At 57.0% G+C, this 19,426-nt stretch carries 14 protein-coding genes; 6 read left to right on the top strand and 8 right to left on the bottom strand.

Going from position 1 to position 19,426, the window contains the following annotated elements; translation table 11 throughout:
• Positions 1-43: 43 nt before the first annotated feature.
• Positions 44-1,117: an aldo/keto reductase gene (locus BBPC_RS00465; protein ID WP_193345784.1), complete on the bottom strand. Its 1,074-nt coding sequence runs from the start codon at positions 1,115-1,117 to the stop codon at positions 44-46.
• 402 nt (positions 1,118-1,519) lie between these two features.
• Here BBPC_RS00465 and thiS point away from each other — a divergent pair, with 402 nt between their 5' ends.
• The 3 genes from thiS (at position 1,520) to BBPC_RS00450 (ending at position 3,553) form a co-directional block, all read left to right on the top strand.
• On the top strand, positions 1,520-1,714 hold the full coding sequence (gene thiS, locus BBPC_RS00460; protein WP_003833700.1) for a sulfur carrier protein ThiS: 195 nt from the start codon (positions 1,520-1,522) through the stop codon (positions 1,712-1,714).
• Positions 1,715-1,841: 127 nt separating this feature from the next.
• Positions 1,842-2,555, top strand: coding sequence for a sulfur carrier protein ThiS adenylyltransferase ThiF (gene thiF, locus BBPC_RS00455; protein ID WP_004223027.1), 714 nt, complete (start codon positions 1,842-1,844; stop codon positions 2,553-2,555).
• Between the two features lie 83 nt (positions 2,556-2,638).
• The gene (locus BBPC_RS00450) at positions 2,639-3,553 is read left to right on the top strand and encodes a thiazole synthase (protein ID WP_003833695.1); all 915 of its coding nucleotides are present in this window, start codon (positions 2,639-2,641) and stop codon (positions 3,551-3,553) included.
• 127 nt (positions 3,554-3,680) lie between these two features.
• On the opposite strand, the gene BBPC_RS00445 is transcribed toward BBPC_RS00450, so the two are convergent.
• The 6 genes from BBPC_RS00445 to BBPC_RS00420 all read right to left on the bottom strand — a co-directional run bounded on the left by BBPC_RS00445 (position 3,681) and on the right by BBPC_RS00420 (position 12,432).
• A complete protein-coding gene (locus tag BBPC_RS00445) occupies positions 3,681-5,195 on the bottom strand; it encodes an amino acid permease (RefSeq protein WP_004223025.1) in 1,515 nt (504 codons plus the stop codon).
• 390 nt (positions 5,196-5,585) lie between these two features.
• Positions 5,586-6,092 carry a hypothetical protein gene (locus BBPC_RS00440; RefSeq protein WP_022244792.1) on the bottom strand — a complete coding sequence of 169 codons (507 nt, stop codon included), beginning with the start codon at positions 6,090-6,092 and terminating at the stop codon, positions 5,586-5,588.
• Between the two features lie 325 nt (positions 6,093-6,417).
• Positions 6,418-7,953: a SpaA isopeptide-forming pilin-related protein gene (locus tag BBPC_RS00435; RefSeq protein ID WP_004223015.1), complete on the bottom strand. Its 1,536-nt coding sequence runs from the start codon at positions 7,951-7,953 to the stop codon at positions 6,418-6,420.
• 149 nt (positions 7,954-8,102) lie between these two features.
• Entirely contained in the window at positions 8,103-10,529 is a 2,427-nt protein-coding gene (locus BBPC_RS00430; RefSeq protein WP_231857838.1) for a DUF7604 domain-containing protein, read from the bottom strand.
• Positions 10,530-10,780: 251 nt separating this feature from the next.
• Complete coding sequence (locus BBPC_RS00425; RefSeq protein ID WP_022244795.1) at positions 10,781-11,896, bottom strand: class C sortase; 1,116 nt, start codon at positions 11,894-11,896, stop codon at positions 10,781-10,783.
• A gap of 74 nt (positions 11,897-11,970) precedes the next feature.
• Complete coding sequence (locus BBPC_RS00420; protein ID WP_004223008.1) at positions 11,971-12,432, bottom strand: hypothetical protein; 462 nt, start codon at positions 12,430-12,432, stop codon at positions 11,971-11,973.
• A gap of 294 nt (positions 12,433-12,726) precedes the next feature.
• Between BBPC_RS00420 and BBPC_RS00415 the strand changes: the two genes are divergently transcribed.
• Positions 12,727-14,223, top strand: coding sequence for a cation:proton antiporter (locus BBPC_RS00415; protein ID WP_004223004.1), 1,497 nt, complete (start codon positions 12,727-12,729; stop codon positions 14,221-14,223).
• A 171-nt stretch (positions 14,224-14,394) separates the two neighbouring features.
• Here BBPC_RS00415 and BBPC_RS00410 read toward each other — a convergent pair whose 3' ends face one another.
• A complete protein-coding gene (locus tag BBPC_RS00410; RefSeq protein WP_033524180.1) occupies positions 14,395-17,412 on the bottom strand; it encodes an FtsX-like permease family protein in 3,018 nt (1,005 codons plus the stop codon).
• Positions 17,413-17,664: 252 nt separating this feature from the next.
• Here BBPC_RS00410 and BBPC_RS00405 point away from each other — a divergent pair, with 252 nt between their 5' ends.
• A complete protein-coding gene (locus tag BBPC_RS00405) occupies positions 17,665-19,134 on the top strand; it encodes an amino acid permease (RefSeq protein ID WP_004222996.1) in 1,470 nt (489 codons plus the stop codon).
• Positions 19,135-19,149: 15 nt separating this feature from the next.
• Complete coding sequence (locus BBPC_RS00400; RefSeq protein ID WP_004222994.1) at positions 19,150-19,416, top strand: hypothetical protein; 267 nt, start codon at positions 19,150-19,152, stop codon at positions 19,414-19,416.
• Positions 19,417-19,426: the final 10 nt, after the last annotated feature.

Raw genomic sequence — 19,426 nt, 5'->3', positions numbered from 1 at the left:
TGTGCGAAATCGGGCGCGACCAACCGTACGGGCTGCTTGAAACTCAGCCGCGACGGGCGTCAACTGACGTGTTCAACATCGCCAGTTCGTCCGATGTAAGCGTCAATTCGGCGGCGGCAAAGGAATCGTTGATCTCCTGAGGATTGCGGGCGCTAGGAATGGTGAACAGACGTCCGTAACGAGTCAATTCCCATGCCAACACCACGCGCTGGTAGGAGCAGCCATGATTGCCTGCGACTTCACGGAACAGGTCGTACGCGCGATGGTCGAACGCATCAAGAAAGCCGCCGAGCGGACTCCAACAAACGAATGCAAGCCCCAACTCCTTGCAGTGCTCCATCGTACGCTCAGGATCAGGGTGCGATGGCGAGAACTGGTTCTGCACGGCGATCAATCCGTTGCCGATAATGCTGCGCGCAAGATCGATCTGCTCGTTATTCACACGGGAGATGCCCGCATATTTGATCACGCCTTCGTCGAGCAGCTGTTTCAACGCGCCACATTGGTCTTCGTAAGGAACCGCGGGATCGGGGCCGTGCGAATACAACAGGTCGAGCGTATCGACGCCCAAGTGCAGCGCGGATTCCTTGGCGTCACGAATCATGGTTTCGGGGCGCGAATCCGCCATCCACCCGTATTGACTGCCCGCCGCCTGCAAATGCTGGCGTTCCTCGCCAGGCCGACGGCCGCATCCCTCAGAATCCCGCCCCTGAGTGTCCGATTCTGGTGAATCGGACATCTGTACTCCAAATCCGGCACCCTGTGTGCCCGATTCTCCAGAATCGGACACAGGAGCAACAAAAGCGGGGACCTCCATGGTGCGTCGATAGCCAGTTTTCGTGGCGACCAGCACTTCATCTCGGGGGCCATTCCACGAAGCGAGCGCATCACGCACCAACTTTTCGCCGTACCCCAAATCTTTCGCAGTGCCAGTGCCAGGCTCGCTCGGCAGATAATACGACCAAGCCGTATCCAAATAGCGAACACCCGCGTCCAAACCGGCGTGAATCGTACGAATCGCAGTATCGCGATCCGGACGCCCCTCAATCGCCAAAGCCATCGTTCCCATGCCGAGCCGAGGAATCGTAAATCCTGCCAACTCACCGTTCATCATCATCTTCCCCTTCCTTGCAAGCACGCAGCCGATTCGCACATGTTCACATCAAGACTAACCCAACGTGAACCGGCGCAAGCTTGTCGGGCGCGTGCGCGAAGATAAAGGCACAACCGAACGGGAGCCGAAAGGCTGAGAGGGAGCTCATAAAGCTTCGACCGAGGACTTGATGCGGGTAATGCCGCCGTAAGGAGACGGGTTGTTCGCGCCGCAAGGCGTATCTCATCTTCCGTTCGCGATAACCGAATATCGCGTGATTAGGGTCACGGAGGGGCGCACCACCTCATAGGGTACGGTTCCTTCGGCGACCCTTTTTTCGTACCAGCATTGAGTGTCCGATTCTGCAGAAACGGACATTTGGAGCGCAGGAAGCATGTGTCACGACAGACGCAGAAGGGAACCACAATGATCATCAACGGTAAGGAAGAGAACATCGCCACGCCAATCACCGTGGCCGAACTCATCGAAAGCAAGGGATTGCGCGCCGACCGCGTGGCTGTCGAGCTCAACGGCGAAATCGTGCCTCGCACCCAGCGTGCGCAGACGCAGCTCAAGGGCACCGATACGTTGGAAATCGTCACGTTCGTGCAGGGCGGCTGAACCACTTTCAAAATTTCTTGCGATTACGACCGGCGCAATATACGCGTAACAATCGCAAGAACATACAAGACACAACCAACCCGGCAAAAACAACACACGAACGGAAAACGAGAATACGAGAACAACCATGACTTTTGAACCATCCATATCGCAGGCGCAGATCGACGCCCGCCAGCACGCTTTCGACAACCAGCCCGACCCGACCACGCTCGTCAGCCGCGAAGAAATCCGCGCGGCCCTGCTCGACCGCCACACCGCGGCCACGCAAGACAAGCTCGACGCGGCGCACGTGGCCATTTGCGGCTGCGGCGGCCTCGGATCCACGATTGCAGTGGCGTTGACCCGCATTGGCGTCGGTCACCTGCATTTGATTGATTTTGATCGCGTGGATATGACGAATCTGAATCGTCAGCAGTATTTTTTGAAGGATCTTGGGCAGTACAAGACGGAAGCATTGCGCAGTAACTTGCGTCAGATCAATCCTTTTATCGATATCACCATTGATACCGTGAAAGTGACCGACGAGAACGTGCCGATGCTGTTCGGTAATGAAGATATTATCTGCGAAGCGTTCGACGTGCCGGAAAACAAGACGATGCTGGTGAATGCCGTACTTGAGAATCTGCCGAACAAGAAGCTGGTGAGTGCTTCTGGAATGGCGGGATTCCGCAGTTCCAATTTGGTGAATACTCGTCGCGTTTCGAAGAATTTCTACTTCTGCGGCGACGGCGAAACCGCTCCGGTGCCAGGCGCTGGTCTGATGGCACCGCGCGTGGGTGTGGTCGCCTGCCACGAAGCCAATATGATCACTCGCTTGATTCTCGGCGAAGAAGACGCCTGACAGCGAAACGCAAACGCAAACGCAAGTTGCAATCGCAAATCGCAACGAATGACACGACACTAATCGCATAGTAAGGATTAACCATGAGCACCGAAAACACGATCACCACCGCGGAAAAAGACTTCGCAGCGGCACCGAATGCCACACTCGACGAGCTGGTCGGCACCACCACGAACACCGCACTGCTGCCGGAACCGGATGCGCACGCGTATGACGAAATCGCCACCGGTGACGCCGATCCGTTGATCCTCGGCGGACACAAGTTCACGAGCCGTTTCATTCTCGGTTCCGGCCGCTACGATCTGAACCTCATCAAGGCGACCATTGAGAACGCGGGTACGCAAATCGTCACCATGGCGTTGCGTCGCTGCCGTACCACCGAAAACAATCTGCTCGACTACATTCCGAAGGGCATCACCATGCTGCCGAACACGTCCGGCGCACGCAATGCCGAGGAAGCGGTGCGTATTGCCCGTCTCGCGCGCGAAGTGTGCCAGACGGATTTTGTGAAGGTGGAGATCGAGCATGAGGCGAAGTATCTGCTGCCCGACAATGAGGAAACCATCAAAGCCACGAAACAGCTGGCAAAAGAAGGCTTCGTGGTCATGCCGTACATGTTCCCCGATCCGATTGCGGCGAAGCGTCTTGAAGACGCTGGTGCGGCTTGCGTGATGCCACTCGGCGCGATGATCGGCTCGAATAAGGGTCTGCGTGCACGCGATTTCATTGAAGTGATTATCAAGAATTCCAATGTTCCGGTGATTATCGACGCTGGTATTGGCCGTCCGAGCCAGGCTGCGGAAGCCATGGAAATGGGCGCGGACGCGGTGATGGCATACACGGCCATCGCTTCCGCCGGCAATATTCCGCTGATGGCACGCGCGTTCAAGAAGGCGATCGAAGCTGGTCGTGAAGCGTATTTGTCTGGCTTGGGCAAGGTTACGGAAGATCATGCCGTGCCGTCCAGCCCAACGAACGAGGCCGACTACATCGGCTAAAGTGCGCTGAATCCCATAATGGGGATTCGCGCAAAGACCATACTGAAAAGGGGCATTTGCCGAACGTATGTGATGCACTCACGTTCGGCAGACGCCCCTTACTTGTATCCTGCGTTACCCGCAAACGCTACCGCGGCAAGGCTTCCTTAAGATCGCGATTCTGGAATCGTTCGTGCAGCAAGCAATATCCGCCGAACGCAACCAGCCAAATCAGACCGGCGATCGCAGAACCAATCGTGTCCGCCGACAGGAACAACGTGACATACACGAGCACAAAGAACGCGATCGCAATCCAATCAAGCACCTGCCAAGCGGGCATGACGAAACCGTCTGGCAGAAAATCGCTGCTCTGACGATACTTGCGGTGGGCGAGCATCGTCAGCACGTAAATAAAAATCACCACAGCGCTGGCGGCCGAAGCGAACAGCACGAACGCGCCGGAAATGCCTGGAATAGCGTTGATAATCGGGGAGAACAGAATCATGCAACCCGAAGCGACAATCGCCTTCGCAGGCACCTTGTGTTCGGAAACTTCAGCCAAACGAGCCATCGCAGGCGACTCAGAATCGGAAGCGAGCTGATACAAGTGGCGACCGGCCGAATAAATCAGCGAATTCAACGCCGACGCGGCAGCCGTAATCACCACGAAGAACACCAGTGCGGCAGCCCAATCAAGACCCGCATATTTGAATACCATGATGAACGGCGAACCGAACGAGCCGTCGGAATTCTCGTGGAAATTACGCCACGGCACAATAGCCATGATCGCGATCAGCGCGCCCACGTAGAAGATCAGAATACGCACGATCAGCTCGTTCACGGCCTTCGGCAGCACCTCGCGCGGATTCTGCGTTTCCGACACCGTGACACCCACGAATTCGATGAGCTGGTAGGCGAAAAACACCATTTGGAAGCTCATGAAGAAGTTCATCCAGCCGTTCGGCGCGAGCTGGAAGCCGTCGGTGATGTTCGTGAGGCTCACCGTGGCGCCCGACACTGTGCCGTCCACGCCCTCGATATGCGTGGCAGGGTAGCTGAAGCCGATGACTAGCATCACGATGGCGGTGACGATCAGGCCGACGATCAGCGTGATCTTGATCATGGAGAACCAGAATTCCGCCTCGCCGAACACTTTCACCGCAATCAGATTGATGCCAGTGAGCGCCACGAGGAAGCACAGTTCGATCAGCCACTTCCACGAGTTCAGGTCTATGCCGAATGTGCCGAAGAACGTTACGAAATACGTGCTTACGGCAGTGATTTCGGTCATGCCAGTCAGAATGAGCACGATCCAATACGTCCAGCCGGCGAACTTACCCCACCCGCGGCCGAGATAGCGCGTGATGAAATTGATGAACGTGTGCTGGCTGGGGTCGCTGTACATCATTTCGCCGATGGCACGCATCAGCAGGAACATGATCAGGCCAACGCCGATGTACACGAAAATGATGCTCGGGCCGGTCAGTGCGATCGACTTGCCGGAGCCTAGGAACAGGCCGGTGCCTATGGTGCCTCCGATGGCGATGAACTGGACATGGCGGTTTTTCAGGCCTCGCTCCATTTCATTGCTCTGGTCGAGGCTTTCGACGGATTTGATGTGCGCGGCGCTTGAGCCCGCGGAATTGGTGTTCTCGGAAGTCATAATGTTCACTACCCTACCCCGCGAACCGCACATTGCGCCCGCCGAAGCTTTGTTTTTGGGCACGTACGCAGATTTTGCGGCACTGGCGCATCCCGTTTGTGGTCAACCGTGCCCATCCGACCACCTTATTCCCGTATTTTCGCCTCGACATACCCCCTGCCGCCCTATCTCGCCTATATATGGCAGATTCACGAGGTTGACCGCTACTTTCTCGCTTATATATGGCACTTGCTCACGGCAAAACACCACTTAGGGGGTACGTTTTGGGCGTATTTCCGCAGGTTGACTGCCATATATAAGTGAGATACGCCCAACTGTCCGACACAAATCGCGCCTCGCTTGTCCGATTCTGCAGAATCAGACACTTACGCAGCATAACGATGGTCTGGGTCAGGCGGTGGCGGCGATTTGCCCGCGCAGTTCGGCGTTCGCGCGCTCCAGTTCGTCGATACGGCGTGCCTGCTGTTTGATGATGATGCTCGCGGTTCCCACGTCGATGCCGTCGTCGCCTTGCGCTTTGACGGGAATATGTTCCATCGTCCTGTTGGTGATGCTATCGAGGTTGCGCCTCATCACGAACGCATGCTCATACCGGTTGACGAGTTGCGCGATGATCTCGCTGTCGCTCATGTTGCCGCTGCCGGTCACGGATTTGATGGCCGACGTTTTCCAACGATCCACACACCGTTCGATGCGCTTGTATCCGATGAGATCCGGCGGAAGTCCCGCTTCCCGGAAGATTTTGGTTGGCGATTCGCCTGTCAAGTAGCGGATGGTGCACACTTGCTTGAACGAATCGGCGTAGGTGATGCGATTGCGCGTTACGTTGGCGACCGCTGGCAGTCCGCGCAATAGTTGGATTTCCTCGTCGCTGAACGCTCCCCCACCTCGTGCCATGACACCCGCCTTTCCACTGTTTTCATGGATGTGCTTGCGATTGTAGGGTGCCATTGTCGTGAGATGCCCCCACCTGCAACCCCTGTATGATTGCTTTGGTTGACGCCTGTTTTGCCACCTACTCGCCACCTGCGGATACCTTTTTCATGCCGGATTTCGCCGTTTGGTACCGGATTTCACCCGCTTCGATCCCGTATTGCCCCGTGCAAAACCTTCACCCCTAAAAAGTATGGAAAGGCACGATAAGCGGGCATCCACGGATGGTTTCCGCGAATGCCCGCTTATTTCGTTTTTTTCGCTTATTGTTTCAGCGATTGAGCGCATATCAGCGCACGCGCTGGCGCGACTTGAGTGCGACGGTAACGCCGGCACCTGCCACGAGCAGCGCCACCACGGTGAAGAGGGTCGTGCCCGCAGCACCGGTAAGCGGCAGCTGGGTGACGTTCTTCACGTTCTTGACCTTGTACGTGTAGTTATCGGAGACCTCAGTGCTCGGAGCCAAGCCCCAGATATCGGCACCTGTATACTTGACGGCCTTACCGTTCGTAATGGTAACGGTAAATGCAGCTTTGAGATTCGGCTGGAAGCCTGCAGGAACCTCGGTCTCGGTGACCTTGTAAGTACCGTCCGCAAGACCCTTGAAAGTCACCGTTCCATTTGACTCGGAAGTCGCAGTAGCAGTGGACGGAGTCGAGGCACCGTTCTGTCCTTCGATCTCAAACTTAGCACCGGCCAGAGCATTGCCCTGGGCGTCGGTCTTGGTGAAGGAGAACTGACCGTTGGTGATGGTAGTGCTGTCAGTAGCTTCAGCACCATTGTCGGAGAGCACAACCGTATTAGTCACGGCCTTGCTGCCGGCGGCTTCCTCACTGGTAACAGTGGCATTGTAGGTCACAGCGATCTCTGCGCCTGCGCGCTGCGTCTGGATGGAGCGGATGGCAACAGTGAAAGGTTGGCCATTAGCGCCCCCGGTCACGGTGTAATCCGTATCCTTCTTCAGTTCGGCGTTAGCAACCTTCACCTTAAGGGAGTTGAGATTCACGGTCTGGCCAGCGCTCGGGGTATCCGTGTAGGTGTAGGCGTAATCGCTGTAGTACTGCGTGTTCTGCGGCACCTTGCTCGTAATGGTGTAAGTCACCGTCTGGCCGGCGGAAGCGGTTGCAGCGCTCACCGTCTTGCTCACAGTGGTGGTCTGGTTCTTAATGGTCACAGTTGCCTCAGTGAGCGGATTCAGCACGCCATCCTTAACGTTACCGGAGCCAACGAGGATTGCGATAGACGGAGTGGCAGCTCCATTGGTGCCAACCGAGTAATCCGCGTCCACAAACAGGTACAGGCCTGTAGGGAGCGTCACAGTAGCGGAAGTGCCATTAGCGGCAGCACCCAAATCAACCTCTTCTGCGGTACCAAGCTTGTCAGTCGTGGTCTTCAGCGATTCCACAAACTTACGGGAAGCGCTATTATTCCATGCACCATCTGCAGAATTGTCCACAGACAGCACGCCTTCGGCGAGCGCCCAAGCCATCAGATCGCCGCCATCGGTCGGAACCGTCTTATTAGTGCCTGCAACAGCAGCTTCGAGCGCAGCCTTGATGCCGGAGTTATCCGTCACCGTGCCGGCAGTCTGCACACCGTACGTTGCATTGCTACCAGTGCCGTACTGCACGTAGTCAGCGATCTTGTAGGCGTCCAGCTTACGATTGGTCAGCTGCTTGGCGTCCTGAGCAGTGAATGTGAAATTCACATCACTCTTGACGACAGTGCCGCTGCCGTCGGCCTGTGCGCTGGTTGCGCCCAGGGCCATGCCGCCCAGCAACGTCGCAGCGGCGGCGATACCGGCGAAAAGTTTCCTCATCTTCATGAGAATCCCCTCTCCTTGTGTTGTTGATGTTGTGTTTGTTTCTGCTAACGGGATCCGAAGCCCAACATGCTCTGGATCCACAAAATTTGTGATGCACGGCTGGACTGCCCTGCGAAGGTTGGTAGGGCAGTCCAGCCCGAGGAACCGTCTCAGACGAGACGCTTCCTGCTGTTCCAGACGCCAGCCGCGCCAACCAGCAGTACTGCGAGTCCGCCGATCGAGCCGCCAACCAGCAGCCATTGACGATCCGTGGTTCCGCCCGTCAACGGCAACGCCGACACCGCCACATACGTATTGGTGAATGCGATCGGATCGCCGATTTTCTGCGATTCGGAAACGTTCTTGCCGTTGTCGTCGAGCAGTTTCGTCACGGATTTCACCGAAGCCGTCCATGCGCCGTTCGTTTCGGTAACGGCGACCACAATCTGGTATTTCGCGCCCGAATAGTGCAGGGCTGCGATATTGCCGTTGCCTTCCGTAATGGTGTACGTGTAGTCGGCTTTTCCAGCGTTGTAGGTGATGTCACCGAACGTTGCGGAATGCTGGCTATCCGGGGAATCAGCATCATAGGCGACCGTCACCTTGCACGACTGTTGCGCCTGTTGCGCGCAATCGGCCGGCAGCGGCGCGTTGCCGTCTGCGGTCAGTTCGAAATCGAACGAATCGCCTGCCTTCCAGTCGCGCCCCTCTAGGATTTTCTGCACGGTGATCACATTGGATAGCGTCGCGCTCTTCAACGTGTTGGTCAATGTGGCCGTCATGTTGCCGCCGTTGCCGTCACTCTGCCAGACCATGGCTTTGGTGAGGTCCACGCCGGTCGCGTTGCTCGCAGCATTGCCATACTGGTAGGAGACCGCGTAGCGGCTGTCTTCCGACGTTTCAGCCACGCTGTAGGTGTATCCGGGCTGCAATCTGCCGATCGTGGCCGTCCAATTATTCGACGCGTTCAACGTGATTGGATCGCCTACTTTTTCAGCCTGTGCGGCCGCTTCCCCGGTCTTCGTGCGCTGCAATTGGACCGTCACCGCGTCGCTCGCATGCTTGCTCGCACCGTCGGACCACACCTTGTTGATGGTGATTTGGCCAAGTCTGACTTGCACGACCGGTTTGGCATAGTCGAGCGTCTGTTGGGTGCATTCCGATTCCTGGTCGTTAACGGACGTGACCACGCAGTAGTTCAGATGCGCTCCGGCATTGGAGAAGTATCCTTGCTTTCCTGCGGATTCATTGCCGGTATTGGCTTCTCCCGTGTCCGGGTATTGCTGCTTGCTTGCGTAATCCGCATATGCGGCGTCGCTTGGTTTTACCTTGAAGGAAACGTCGATGGTTTCGTTTTTGTCGACGATCATGCCGTTCCCATTGTTGAATGTCACGGTAATCGTGCGATTGCCGTTGTCGTCGACGTTGTAGACGGCCGTATATCCGCTTACGGTTGTGCCATTGTTGGTTACCGTCACATATTGCGTGATATCGGCGCCGTTTGCCACATCGGCGAAATCGACCGGATCAACCCATTGAGACAGGGTGTCGGTGATGGAATACGCTCTGATTTTCGCGGTTGTGGTGATGGTGTTGTAGATCTGTTCGAATGCCTTCGTCAGATTTTCCGCGGACGTTCCGTCGTATTCCTTGCCGGTGACGGCGTTCGCTTCTTTGGCTAGGTCGCTCATCTTATTGGCGTCGGCCGAAACCTTCACCACATACAGGGCTGCGTTCCCGCGTTCGTTGGCTTCCGACAGAGCGGCCGCATAGTTGTAGCCGTAGCTATCGTCATCGCCCTCGCCGTGGATGTTTCCGTCCGAGCCGTCCGGGTCGGTTTTCCACTGGTAGGACTGGTCCAACCACTTATTGTTAGCCTCGCACTCCGCCTGTGTCCCGTATTCAGGATGGCTTTCCCATCCCTGACCGAACCCACTCCACTTGAAGCATCCGGAATAGGATGTGATTCTGAAGGTCGGATTGCCGTCAGACAGGAAGACGATATGCTTCTGCACACCGGAACGTCCCGACGACAGATCGTTCGCTGTTTTCAGGGCGTCTTCCCAGTTGGTTCCGCCATTTGGCCACGCACTGACGGCCGTGCCGATAGCGCCAGGGGAAGTCGTGAACTGCGAAGTTGTTCGCGCCCTGTCGCTGAACGTCACCACCGCCATCTGTACTTGCTGCTCAGCCGGAAGAGCGGCATTCGCGGCCGTCAGAAGCTTACTCGCCAAGGCCGTGGCAGCGTTTTTCGCATTCGTGTCACGGTTGCTGTTTTTCATACTGCCGGACTTGTCAAGCACCAGCACAATATCGGCAGGCACCGCGGTCGTAACCGTGGACGACGAACTATCGCCGGACGCAGTCAAATGCAACGCATACTGATCACCGTCTCCACCTTCGATTTTGGCAATGCTTTTACTATTCGCAGGCTGCAAGGTGGAAGTGTCACCGGAAGGATTCTGGTCGTCTTCCGCAATGGCGGAAGACGTGGTGACGTAACCCAAGCCGCCAAGCATGGCAATCGCAGCGAGCGCCGCAACCATGCGTTGAACAAAGCTTCCCCTCGGCTTTGCCTCGTTGTGCGCATGTCTCATATGCATCCCCTTAATTCACGTCTCTCATCGAATCGCGCCACTGACTCGCCTGGAGCAATCCGACACTGCTTCAACCCTGAAAACTAAAGGAAATCAAACAATCGCGCGCACACCCTACGTGCGGGAAAGTCGGGGTTTGGCAACAGCGCAACAACAAAATCCCTGCAACACATTTCCTACGGCGCAATCACCCGACATCACAAAAGGAAAAACGTGCGAAAAGCGCGATTATTCACGCAAATGTAACCGAATCAGCCACGCTTCGGCCACCAAGCAGCATGCCTGCGAATATGCCACGGCTTGCGTCGCAACCAAACCAACAACACGCCCACTACGAGAGTCGCAATACCTGTGATCGCACCAATCGCGCGGGCATCCTTCACCGCGTCGTTTTCGGCGGGAATCTCATCTGGAATGGCGGAACGTGTGGCCGAAACCAGCAGACGGTGCGTGTTGACGCCATACGGCGTGCAGGTCATCAGGGTCACGCGATCCTCACCAGGCACGATTTTCAGCTGCGACGTGTCGTTCGGCTCGATCACCGTGATACGGTCCACCTGATAGCCGAGCGTTCGACCCATCACTTCGATGTAGAAGTAGTCGCCGACACGCATTTCATCGAGCCGCGTGAACATGGCCGCCTCGACCAGTCCGCGATGCCCGGTGAGCACCGCATGCGTGCTCTTGCCGCCGACTGGCAGGCTGCTGCCGTACAGGTGGCCCGCGCCCGAGGCGAGCGCCGATTCGGAGGTGCCATGGTAGATCGGCAGTCTCACGGAAATTTTCGGAATGCGAATCGTACCCATCACGCCACCGCCGGAATCCAACAGACTCCGGTACTCCGCGTCCGCCGAACTGGCGCTTGCGGAACCAGCGTCCGCGGAACCGGCGTCCGCGCCTGTACCCGCACCACTCTGATTGTCCGATTCACCAGAATCGGACAACTGTGGTCCACTTTCACCCGCTTCATTGTCCGATTCACCAGAATCGGACACACTGGCACGCGATCCTCCGCGCACATCAGCGAACGGATCCTTCGCCTCACCCAAAATCGGCTGTCCGGATTCCGCAAGCCGCTTGTTATAGTCCTGGGCCGCGGCGAACGCGTCATCCGCCTGCGGATACGGCCAGCCCGCAACCGTATGCGCGGATCTTACCGACGTTCCCGACAGATCACGCGCCGACCGATACTGCAACATCGCCGGAAAACCGCCAATACAGATCGCAGCGACAATCAACAGCGCCGCAATCGCACGCATCGCCAGCGTTTTGCCGCGAGCGTGACGTCGTTGACGCATTTCGTCGGCAACGTCAATCGCCTCTTCGAACGACGGAAAGCGACTTTCCAACGAAAGTCGACCACCCATCGGAGCCTCTTCGGGTGACGGCCAACGACCGTCATGCCATTCCGCCGTTTCCTCCATCTCACGCAACCGTGCCGTCACCCGACAAGCTTTCGCAGCACACGTTCCAGTTCGTCGATGCGCAACGCCTGTTTCGCGATCAATTCGTCGCATTGGTTGATGATGAGTTGCGCTTGGGCGAGCTTCGAAAGCGCATCCTGCGATTCCGTTGCCGACGATTGCGCATCATCGCGCATAAGATCATGATGCCGAATGACGAGCAGGTCGTCGCGGTCCACCCGCTTGCTGTTGCGGCGGTCTCGTTCCTCCTGCTTTTTCCAGCGTGCAATGCACCGCTCAATGCGTTTGTATCCGATGAGTTTCGGGTCGAGACCCGCCTCGCGGAAGATGGCGGCCGGCGATTCGCCCGCATTGTATCTGCACATGACTTCGATGCGGAAACTGTCGGCATACCGGATATGCGACGCGCTCACGCTTTCCACTGCGGGAAGGCTGGCCAAATACGCGCGCTCCTTTGCGGTGAATTTTCCATCAACCATTCTTCCCTCCCCCTATATTGCCTAAACAGCTTGGTTCAGAATCGTATCGGAGCTTTCCCATTGGCACCCTCGTTAAAACCCTCGAATAAAGCCCACCCTTCCCCCAATGAAAAGAAGGAGTTCCATCTTCAAAACAAAACAGTTCCGCCATTTTGCACAGATAGTAACGCTCATAGAATTACCCCCCCCCCCATAAAATTTACAAAAACTTAACCTTGCCCCAGAGTGCCCTTTGGCTCATCATGGGGCATCACGTCCTTGAACACCGTCATGCAGACTCACTAGGCTAGAAACATGACGCAAGAGCTCGTTTCATTGACTATCATCATGGCGGTGACGGCCGTCAGCCCGATTGTGGCGCAGCTGATTCCAGGAAGGTTCATTCCACAAACCGTGCTGCTGCTCGTCACCGGAGCCGCACTCGGTCCGTACGGACTGGGCGTAATCGAGGTGAACGACGCCGTGAAACTCTTGAGCGAGCTCGGCATGGCGTTCCTATTCCTGCTCGCCGGCTACGAAATCGACCCAAAACGACTCGCCGGGCATCAAGGCAAAGTCGGCCTTGTCACATGGATCATCACCTTGGGGCTCGCCGGACTCGTCGTGACCCTGCTTCCATTCTTCGCAAAGCAAGGCATCAACGGCATCGCCACGGTAATAGCACTTACCACCACCGCTCTCGGCACACTCATGCCGATTCTCAAGGAACGCAACCTCGAAGGCACCCCCATCGGCGACGCCATCATCTCGTACGGAACGTGGGGCGAACTCGGCCCAATCCTTGCCATGGCCATCCTGCTATCCACCCGAACCGGCTGGCAGACCATGCTCGTGCTCGGCGCGTTCCTTACCATCTGTCTACTGTGCGCAATGCTACCCACGAAAGCACTGAAAACCGGCCATCGCCTGTACCGTTTCCTTACGGAAAACGCGAACACGTCATCGCAAACGCTCATGCGACTGACCACATTCCTGCTCATCTTCCTTGTCACCATTTCTGCACTGTTCGAACTTGACGCGGTGCTCGGCGCGTTCGCCGCAGGCTTCATCCTGCGTTACATCATCCCCGACGGCAGCAAGTCGCTGGAAATGAAACTGGAAGGCGTCGGCTACGGATTCCTTATTCCTGTGTTTTTCGTGGTGTCAGGAGCCGCGATCAACGTGCGCGCCGTGGCAGGCCGACCCGCGCTGCTCGTCGCGTTCATCGTAATGCTCATGCTGATTCGCGCGGTGCCCGTATATGTTGCGCTATCGCTCGACAAACGCGAGAATCCGCTGTCATCGCATCATCGCGTCACCGTAGCGCTGTATTGCACGACCGCGCTGCCGATCATCGTCGCCGTCACGTCACTGGCGGTGAAGGTCGGCACCATGCAAGGCGACACCGCGTCAACACTGGTCGCAGCCGGCGCGATTACGGTGTTCCTAATGCCGCTGCTTGGCTCGATCACATATCAGGTGGCCGACGTACATCCGGTCACCGCGGTTCGGGAGATTGCACACACACCATCCGATTGGCGGACGATCGTGCACGAACATGCGCAGGTGCGTGCGCTGCTGCACCATCAGGACCGGCTCAAGCGTATGGCGGAAACATTGGACGCACTGGAGAAGATGGGAACGATGGGACATGGCGATGCGGCACATAGCAATGCCGGACATGGCGATGAATATCGAGCCGAACTTGTGAAACGTGCGCGCCGCGAAATCGACCGGCAGTTGAAGGAACTCGGCCTGGACCCGCAGCTCACCACGCAACTGCCACACAACTACCGTTATCCGAAGAACTGAAACGCGAATCCGAGCCTTTCCGGCACTCTAAGTGTCCGATTCTGGAGAAACGGACAACCACAGGGCACTTTCGCCGCATTACTTGTCCGATTCTGGAGAAACGGACAACCGTAACGCACTTTTACCCGTCTAGTTGTCCGATTCTGGAGAATCGGACATTCAGACATGCGCCTATTCGACGGATTTGAGCGAACTAATCGGGTCGATACGATCCAACACCGGATTCACGAACAACTGCACGAGCAGCGCGAAAGCCATGGTCGCGCCGGCCGCAATCACATAACTCAACGGCGTGCATTCCACTTCGAAATACAGTGCGGGCATATTCAACGCAGCCGTCAGCAATCCGCCGACGAAACGGCCGAGAGGCAAGCCCAGCACCACGCCCATCATGGTGAGCACCATCATTTCACGGTTCACATAGTGGTGAACCTCTTTGTCGAAGAATCCGAGCACCTTGAGCGTGGCCATCTCGCGTTCACGTTCTGACACGTTGGTGTTGGCGAGCGTGAACAACACCACGAGCGCGAGCCCGCCCGCGAGCGCCACGATCAGCGCGACCACCGCACCCATCAGATCGAATTTGAAGCTTTCCGCCATGTGCGCGCAGCTCACGGCTTTCATGACCGCATCGTCGTCTTCCAGCTTTTCCGCATAGGCGGCCTGGGATTCGCCTGAACCTTTGAGCTTCGCATACATGGCGTTCCACACCAATTGTTGGCCGTTTGACGATGCGCCATTCGAGGTACCGGATTCGCCGTTTTGATTGTCCGATTCTCCAGAATCGGACGCGGAAGATGCGGAAGACGTGCCGGATGCAGCAGTATCGAACAGCTGGCGATAATAGGTTTCGCTCACATACACGTCCGATCCGATCACACTGCGGATCACCGCGCTGACATGCGCTTCGGCCTGCATATCGTCACCGTTGGTCAGCGTTACCATACCGCCCGCTTTGACGCCCATCGCGCTTGCCGCGGACTGCGATACGATCACGCCGTCATCGCCCAGACTTACCGTATCGGCCGCACCATCCACCCAACTGGAGCGCACCGGCTGCAACGTGACCATCTTGCCGAACTCGCTGCGTTCACTGTCGGGCACGGCAACCAGCTGAATGCTTTCGCTCCCCGAATCGCCGGTCAAATCACCCGATTCAACGCGCACGTCCATGCTCGACGTGACGCGACCATCCGAAGCGACTTTCTGCCGCATCGCATCAGCGTCATCATCGTTCGCGACCACCATCAAATCGTACTGATACACGTCCTGATACTGTTTCGCGCCCAATGCGGCAACGGTGTCGTTGATCGCAAGTCCGCACACAATCAGCGCGGTGCAGCCGGCCACGCCGCCGACCGTCATGATCAGACGCGATTTGAAGCGGAAAATGTTGCGCGCCGTGACTTTGCCGAGGAAGCTCATGCGATTCCACAACGGCTTGATACGCTCCAGTAGAATGCGCGATCCTGCACGCGGCGCTTTCGGACGCATGAGACTGGCCGGCTTCTGTCGCATTTCCTGCGCGCACGCATACACGGTTGCGGCAAGCACGCCGACCACGAACAGCGCGACTCCGGCCGTTCCGTACAGCCAGTCGTATGCCAAGCGTACGTCCGGCATCACATACAAGCCTCGCAATACGACGAGCAGGAACGCCGGAATGCCAAGGAAGCCTGCGATCAGGCCGAGTCCACCGCCGATCAGGCAGGCGAACAGCGCGAACAACAGGTATCGTGAGGCGACCGCAAGACGCCCGTAGCCGAGCCCTGTGTATGTGCCGATCAGCCCGCGATCCTCTTCGACCATGCGCGCCATGGCGGTCAGACTCATCATCACCGCCACGAGCAAGAACACGATCGGGAATGCGTTGCCCAGCGATTGGATGGATTCCAGATCAGATTTCAGCGAGCTGAATCCGCCGATTTGCGACCGGTCCTGCACATACCAACGCACTTGCGGAATGCTGTCTTCCAGCTCGTTTTGCTTGGATTGCAGTGTCCGTTCGGTGTCTTTTTTCTGCTGGTCCAATTTCGATTGTGCCTGGTCGAGTTGCGCTTTGGCTTCCGCTAATTGCGGGCTTGCGGCAATTACCGTTTCACGTAGTGTTTCACGGGTTGTTTCGTCGAGGGATCCTGCAGCCGCGCCCGCCTGCATATTGACGATTTGGTCGATTTGCTGATTGAGCTGGCTGCGATTGCTGTCGATCTGCTGTTGCGCTGCGGCGAACTGTTTGTCGGTTTGCGCTTTCGCCTCGTCGATTTGTTTGGTTCCAGCGTCGAGTAGTTCCTGATGACGCGCTTTCTGGCGATTGGTTCGCACCGTGCCGTCGATGCGGTCAGCTACTTCGCTGACGGTGTCGTCGTACACGTCACTGAACGAGTCCTTGTCGGCGGTGCCTTTCACGAGAATGGTGACGGCCGTGTACATGCTGCCGGTCACACCGTCGGACGGCGCAAAGAACGTGTAGTCGCTGGTGGCGGAGGAACGGAATGCGTTCGTACCCGAATAGCCGTCTGGATTGGTGAGATCCTGCGGGTCAAGCACCACGCCCACAATAGTCAGTTCGGTGGGGAAGCTCGGTGCCTGATTGTCCGATTCACCAGAATCGGTCACCCGTGCGGCACGTTTGCCATCCTGCGTGTCCGATTCTGCAGAATCGGACATCTGGGACCCGTTTTCGCCCGTTTGATTGTCCGATTCTGCAGAATCGGACACAGAAGAAGACGCCGAATCCTGCGGTGTCACCGTAATATGGTCGCCCTTTTTATATCCGGAATCCTTGATGAATTTGCGCGTCACCGCGATCTCACCGGACTTCTCCGGCATGCGTCCGCTTTGCAAATACGGCTGGTCAATGCCGTTCGTGCCGATCTCCTGCATGGTCACGGTTTTTTTGCCGTTCAGATCGACGGTCACGGTTTGCGAACGTTCGCCCTGCACTTTCGCGACACCGGAAATCTTACGGAGCGCGGCAATATCGTCATCGGTCAATCCGGCCGTCGACAACACCTGAATGTCGTGCAATCCTTGGGTGTCGAAAAAACGATCCGTCGCAAGAAAAGCGTCTCGGCAACCCGCGTAAATGCCCGTAAGCACGGCGACGCCCAGCAACGAGATCAGTGCGATGGAGATGAATCGCTTCCACGCATGCAACCACATACGCACCATGTCTTTGATGAATGCCATGACGACCTCCAGCCCGTAGCGCTCAAGCAGCACCAACCATTGCTCCCAAAACCTTCATTTTATTGAACTATCGAACTATTGAACACTATGAAACCGAATCCACGCGCTACAGCTACAATCGGGGAAGACGCGCCATACCAAAAACCATAGGCGCGTCACCTACCACTACTGCCGAACGCAACATCGCCAAGATCGCAAACTTTTGCCGAATTTGCCGAATATTGCCGAGGCACCCAAGAAGAGGAAGCATTCATGAGCGACGCAACCGTTGCGAAGAAACCGCGCGAAACCGACGATGTGCCGGTTCCGCCGACGCTGCGCAAGTCTTTGAAGAATCGTCATATTCAATTGATCGCATTGGGCGGCGCGATCGGCACCGGCCTGTTCTATGGTTCCAGCGAGTCGATTCAGCTGGCGGGCCCGGCCATTCTGCTCGCCTATCTGATCGGCGGTCTGGCGATTTTCCTGATCGTGCGCGCCCTGTCCGAAATGGCGGTCGAGGATCCGAAGGCGGGCGCGTTCAGCTATTACGCCACGCAGTACTGGTCGAAGCGAGCCGGCTTTATTTCCGGCTGGAATTACTGGTTCAACTACGTGCTCGTGGCCATGGTGGAGTTGGCCGTGGTTGGCTCGTTCGTGAATTACTGGTTCCCGAACATTCCGAAGTGGGTGTCGGCGGCGGTGTTCCTGGTGGCCATCGCGGCGCTGAATCTTATGGGCGTGAACAAGTTCGGCGAATTTGAATTCTGGTTCGCCATCATCAAGATCGTGGCCGTGCTTGCCATGATTTTCGGCGGTTTGTATGTGATCATCGCGAATGTGCCGACCGCTTCGGGCATTCGCGCGTCGTTCGCCAACTGGTTTACCGTTGACGGCGGATTCCTGCCGCATGGCCTGATGTCTCGCAATGCGGACGGCACGTGGACCGGCCTGCTGATGGCGCTGGTCGTGGTGATGTTCAGCTTCGGCGGTACCGAGCTCATCGGCATCACCGCGGGCGAAACCGAAAATCCGCGCACCACCATCCCGAAGGCCACGAACGGCATTATCTGGCGTATTCTCGTGTTCTACATCTGCGCGCTCGGCGTGATTATGGCCGTGGTGCCGTGGAGCACGATCGACGGCAATTCCAGCCCGTTCGTGCAGATTTTCGACTCGGTGGGCGTGCATGCGGCCGCCGGCATTCTGAATTTCGTGTGCTTGACCGCCGTGATGAGCGTGTACAACTCCGGCCTGTACGCGAACTCGCGCATGCTGTATTCGTTGGCGAAGCAGGGCAATGCGCCCGCGTATCTGGGCCGCCTGAACAAGCGCGGCGTTCCGGTCGGGGGTGTGATCACGTCGGCCATCATCATTGCGATCGCCGTGGTGGTGGTGTTCGTGTGGCCTGATTTCGCGTTCAATTATTTGATGTCGATTGCCACGATTGCCGCTGCGATTAATTGGATCATGATCATGATTACGGAAATTAAGTTCCGTCGCGTTGTCGCCGCCGGCGACGGTCCGAATGATTTAAAGGGATTGAAGGGCCAGGAAGCACTTGACAAACTTGCGTTCAAGCTGCCGTTCGCCAAGGTGACGCCGTATGTGGTGATCGCGTTCATGCTGCTGGTCGTGGTGCTGATGTGCTTCTCCGCAAGCTATCGCATCGCAGTGGTCGCCGGCGTGATTTGGCTGGTCGTGCTGTTCGCCGCCTATCAGATCACACAGAAGCGCGCCTGAAGTCGTAAGGCAACAATGCGCCCATGCCTCAAGCGAGGGGCACGGGCGCTTTTTGATTTCAGATTACGATTTCAGATTTCAGATTTTGATTTCCAATCCGCGATTCCCGGGCTGTTCTGGGGACTCGCGCCGTTCGACCTGTGGTACCTGTCGAAGCAGTCCGGCAACACCGTCGCAATCCTGTATGGCGTAACCCTTGCGGCGATCGCCGCGATCGGCTCGCTGCTCGCTTTCATCCTGCCCTTGTCGGGGCGCAGCAAATGCGCAATCGCAATTTTTTAATTCATCATCG

The organism is Bifidobacterium pseudocatenulatum DSM 20438 = JCM 1200 = LMG 10505 (assembly GCF_001025215.1).
In the GTDB taxonomy this organism is placed as follows: domain Bacteria; phylum Actinomycetota; class Actinomycetes; order Actinomycetales; family Bifidobacteriaceae; genus Bifidobacterium; species Bifidobacterium pseudocatenulatum.
Note: the sequence above shows the minus strand (reverse complement) of the source record. Positions and strands in the feature narration are given on the sequence as shown.

What these genes read in the sequence shown, in the direction of transcription:
- BBPC_RS00465 (WP_193345784.1), bottom strand. Translation starts at nt 1,117, where the DNA reads ATGATGATGAACGGTGAGTTGGCAGGATTTACGATTCCTCGGCTCGGC.
- thiS (WP_003833700.1), top strand. Translation starts at nt 1,520, where the DNA reads ATGATCATCAACGGTAAGGAAGAGAACATCGCCACGCCAATCACCGTG.
- thiF (WP_004223027.1), top strand. Translation starts at nt 1,842, where the DNA reads ATGACTTTTGAACCATCCATATCGCAGGCGCAGATCGACGCCCGCCAG.
- BBPC_RS00450 (WP_003833695.1), top strand. Translation starts at nt 2,639, where the DNA reads ATGAGCACCGAAAACACGATCACCACCGCGGAAAAAGACTTCGCAGCG.
- BBPC_RS00445 (WP_004223025.1), bottom strand. Translation starts at nt 5,195, where the DNA reads ATGACTTCCGAGAACACCAATTCCGCGGGCTCAAGCGCCGCGCACATC.
- BBPC_RS00440 (WP_022244792.1), bottom strand. Translation starts at nt 6,092, where the DNA reads ATGGCACGAGGTGGGGGAGCGTTCAGCGACGAGGAAATCCAACTATTG.
- BBPC_RS00435 (WP_004223015.1), bottom strand. Translation starts at nt 7,953, where the DNA reads ATGAAGATGAGGAAACTTTTCGCCGGTATCGCCGCCGCTGCGACGTTG.
- BBPC_RS00430 (WP_231857838.1), bottom strand. Translation starts at nt 10,529, where the DNA reads ATGAGACATGCGCACAACGAGGCAAAGCCGAGGGGAAGCTTTGTTCAA.
- BBPC_RS00425 (WP_022244795.1), bottom strand. Translation starts at nt 11,896, where the DNA reads ATGGGTGGTCGACTTTCGTTGGAAAGTCGCTTTCCGTCGTTCGAAGAG.
- BBPC_RS00420 (WP_004223008.1), bottom strand. Translation starts at nt 12,432, where the DNA reads ATGGTTGATGGAAAATTCACCGCAAAGGAGCGCGCGTATTTGGCCAGC.
- BBPC_RS00415 (WP_004223004.1), top strand. Translation starts at nt 12,727, where the DNA reads ATGACGCAAGAGCTCGTTTCATTGACTATCATCATGGCGGTGACGGCC.
- BBPC_RS00410 (WP_033524180.1), bottom strand. Translation starts at nt 17,412, where the DNA reads ATGGCATTCATCAAAGACATGGTGCGTATGTGGTTGCATGCGTGGAAG.
- BBPC_RS00405 (WP_004222996.1), top strand. Translation starts at nt 17,665, where the DNA reads ATGAGCGACGCAACCGTTGCGAAGAAACCGCGCGAAACCGACGATGTG.
- BBPC_RS00400 (WP_004222994.1), top strand. Translation starts at nt 19,150, where the DNA reads ATGCGCCCATGCCTCAAGCGAGGGGCACGGGCGCTTTTTGATTTCAGA.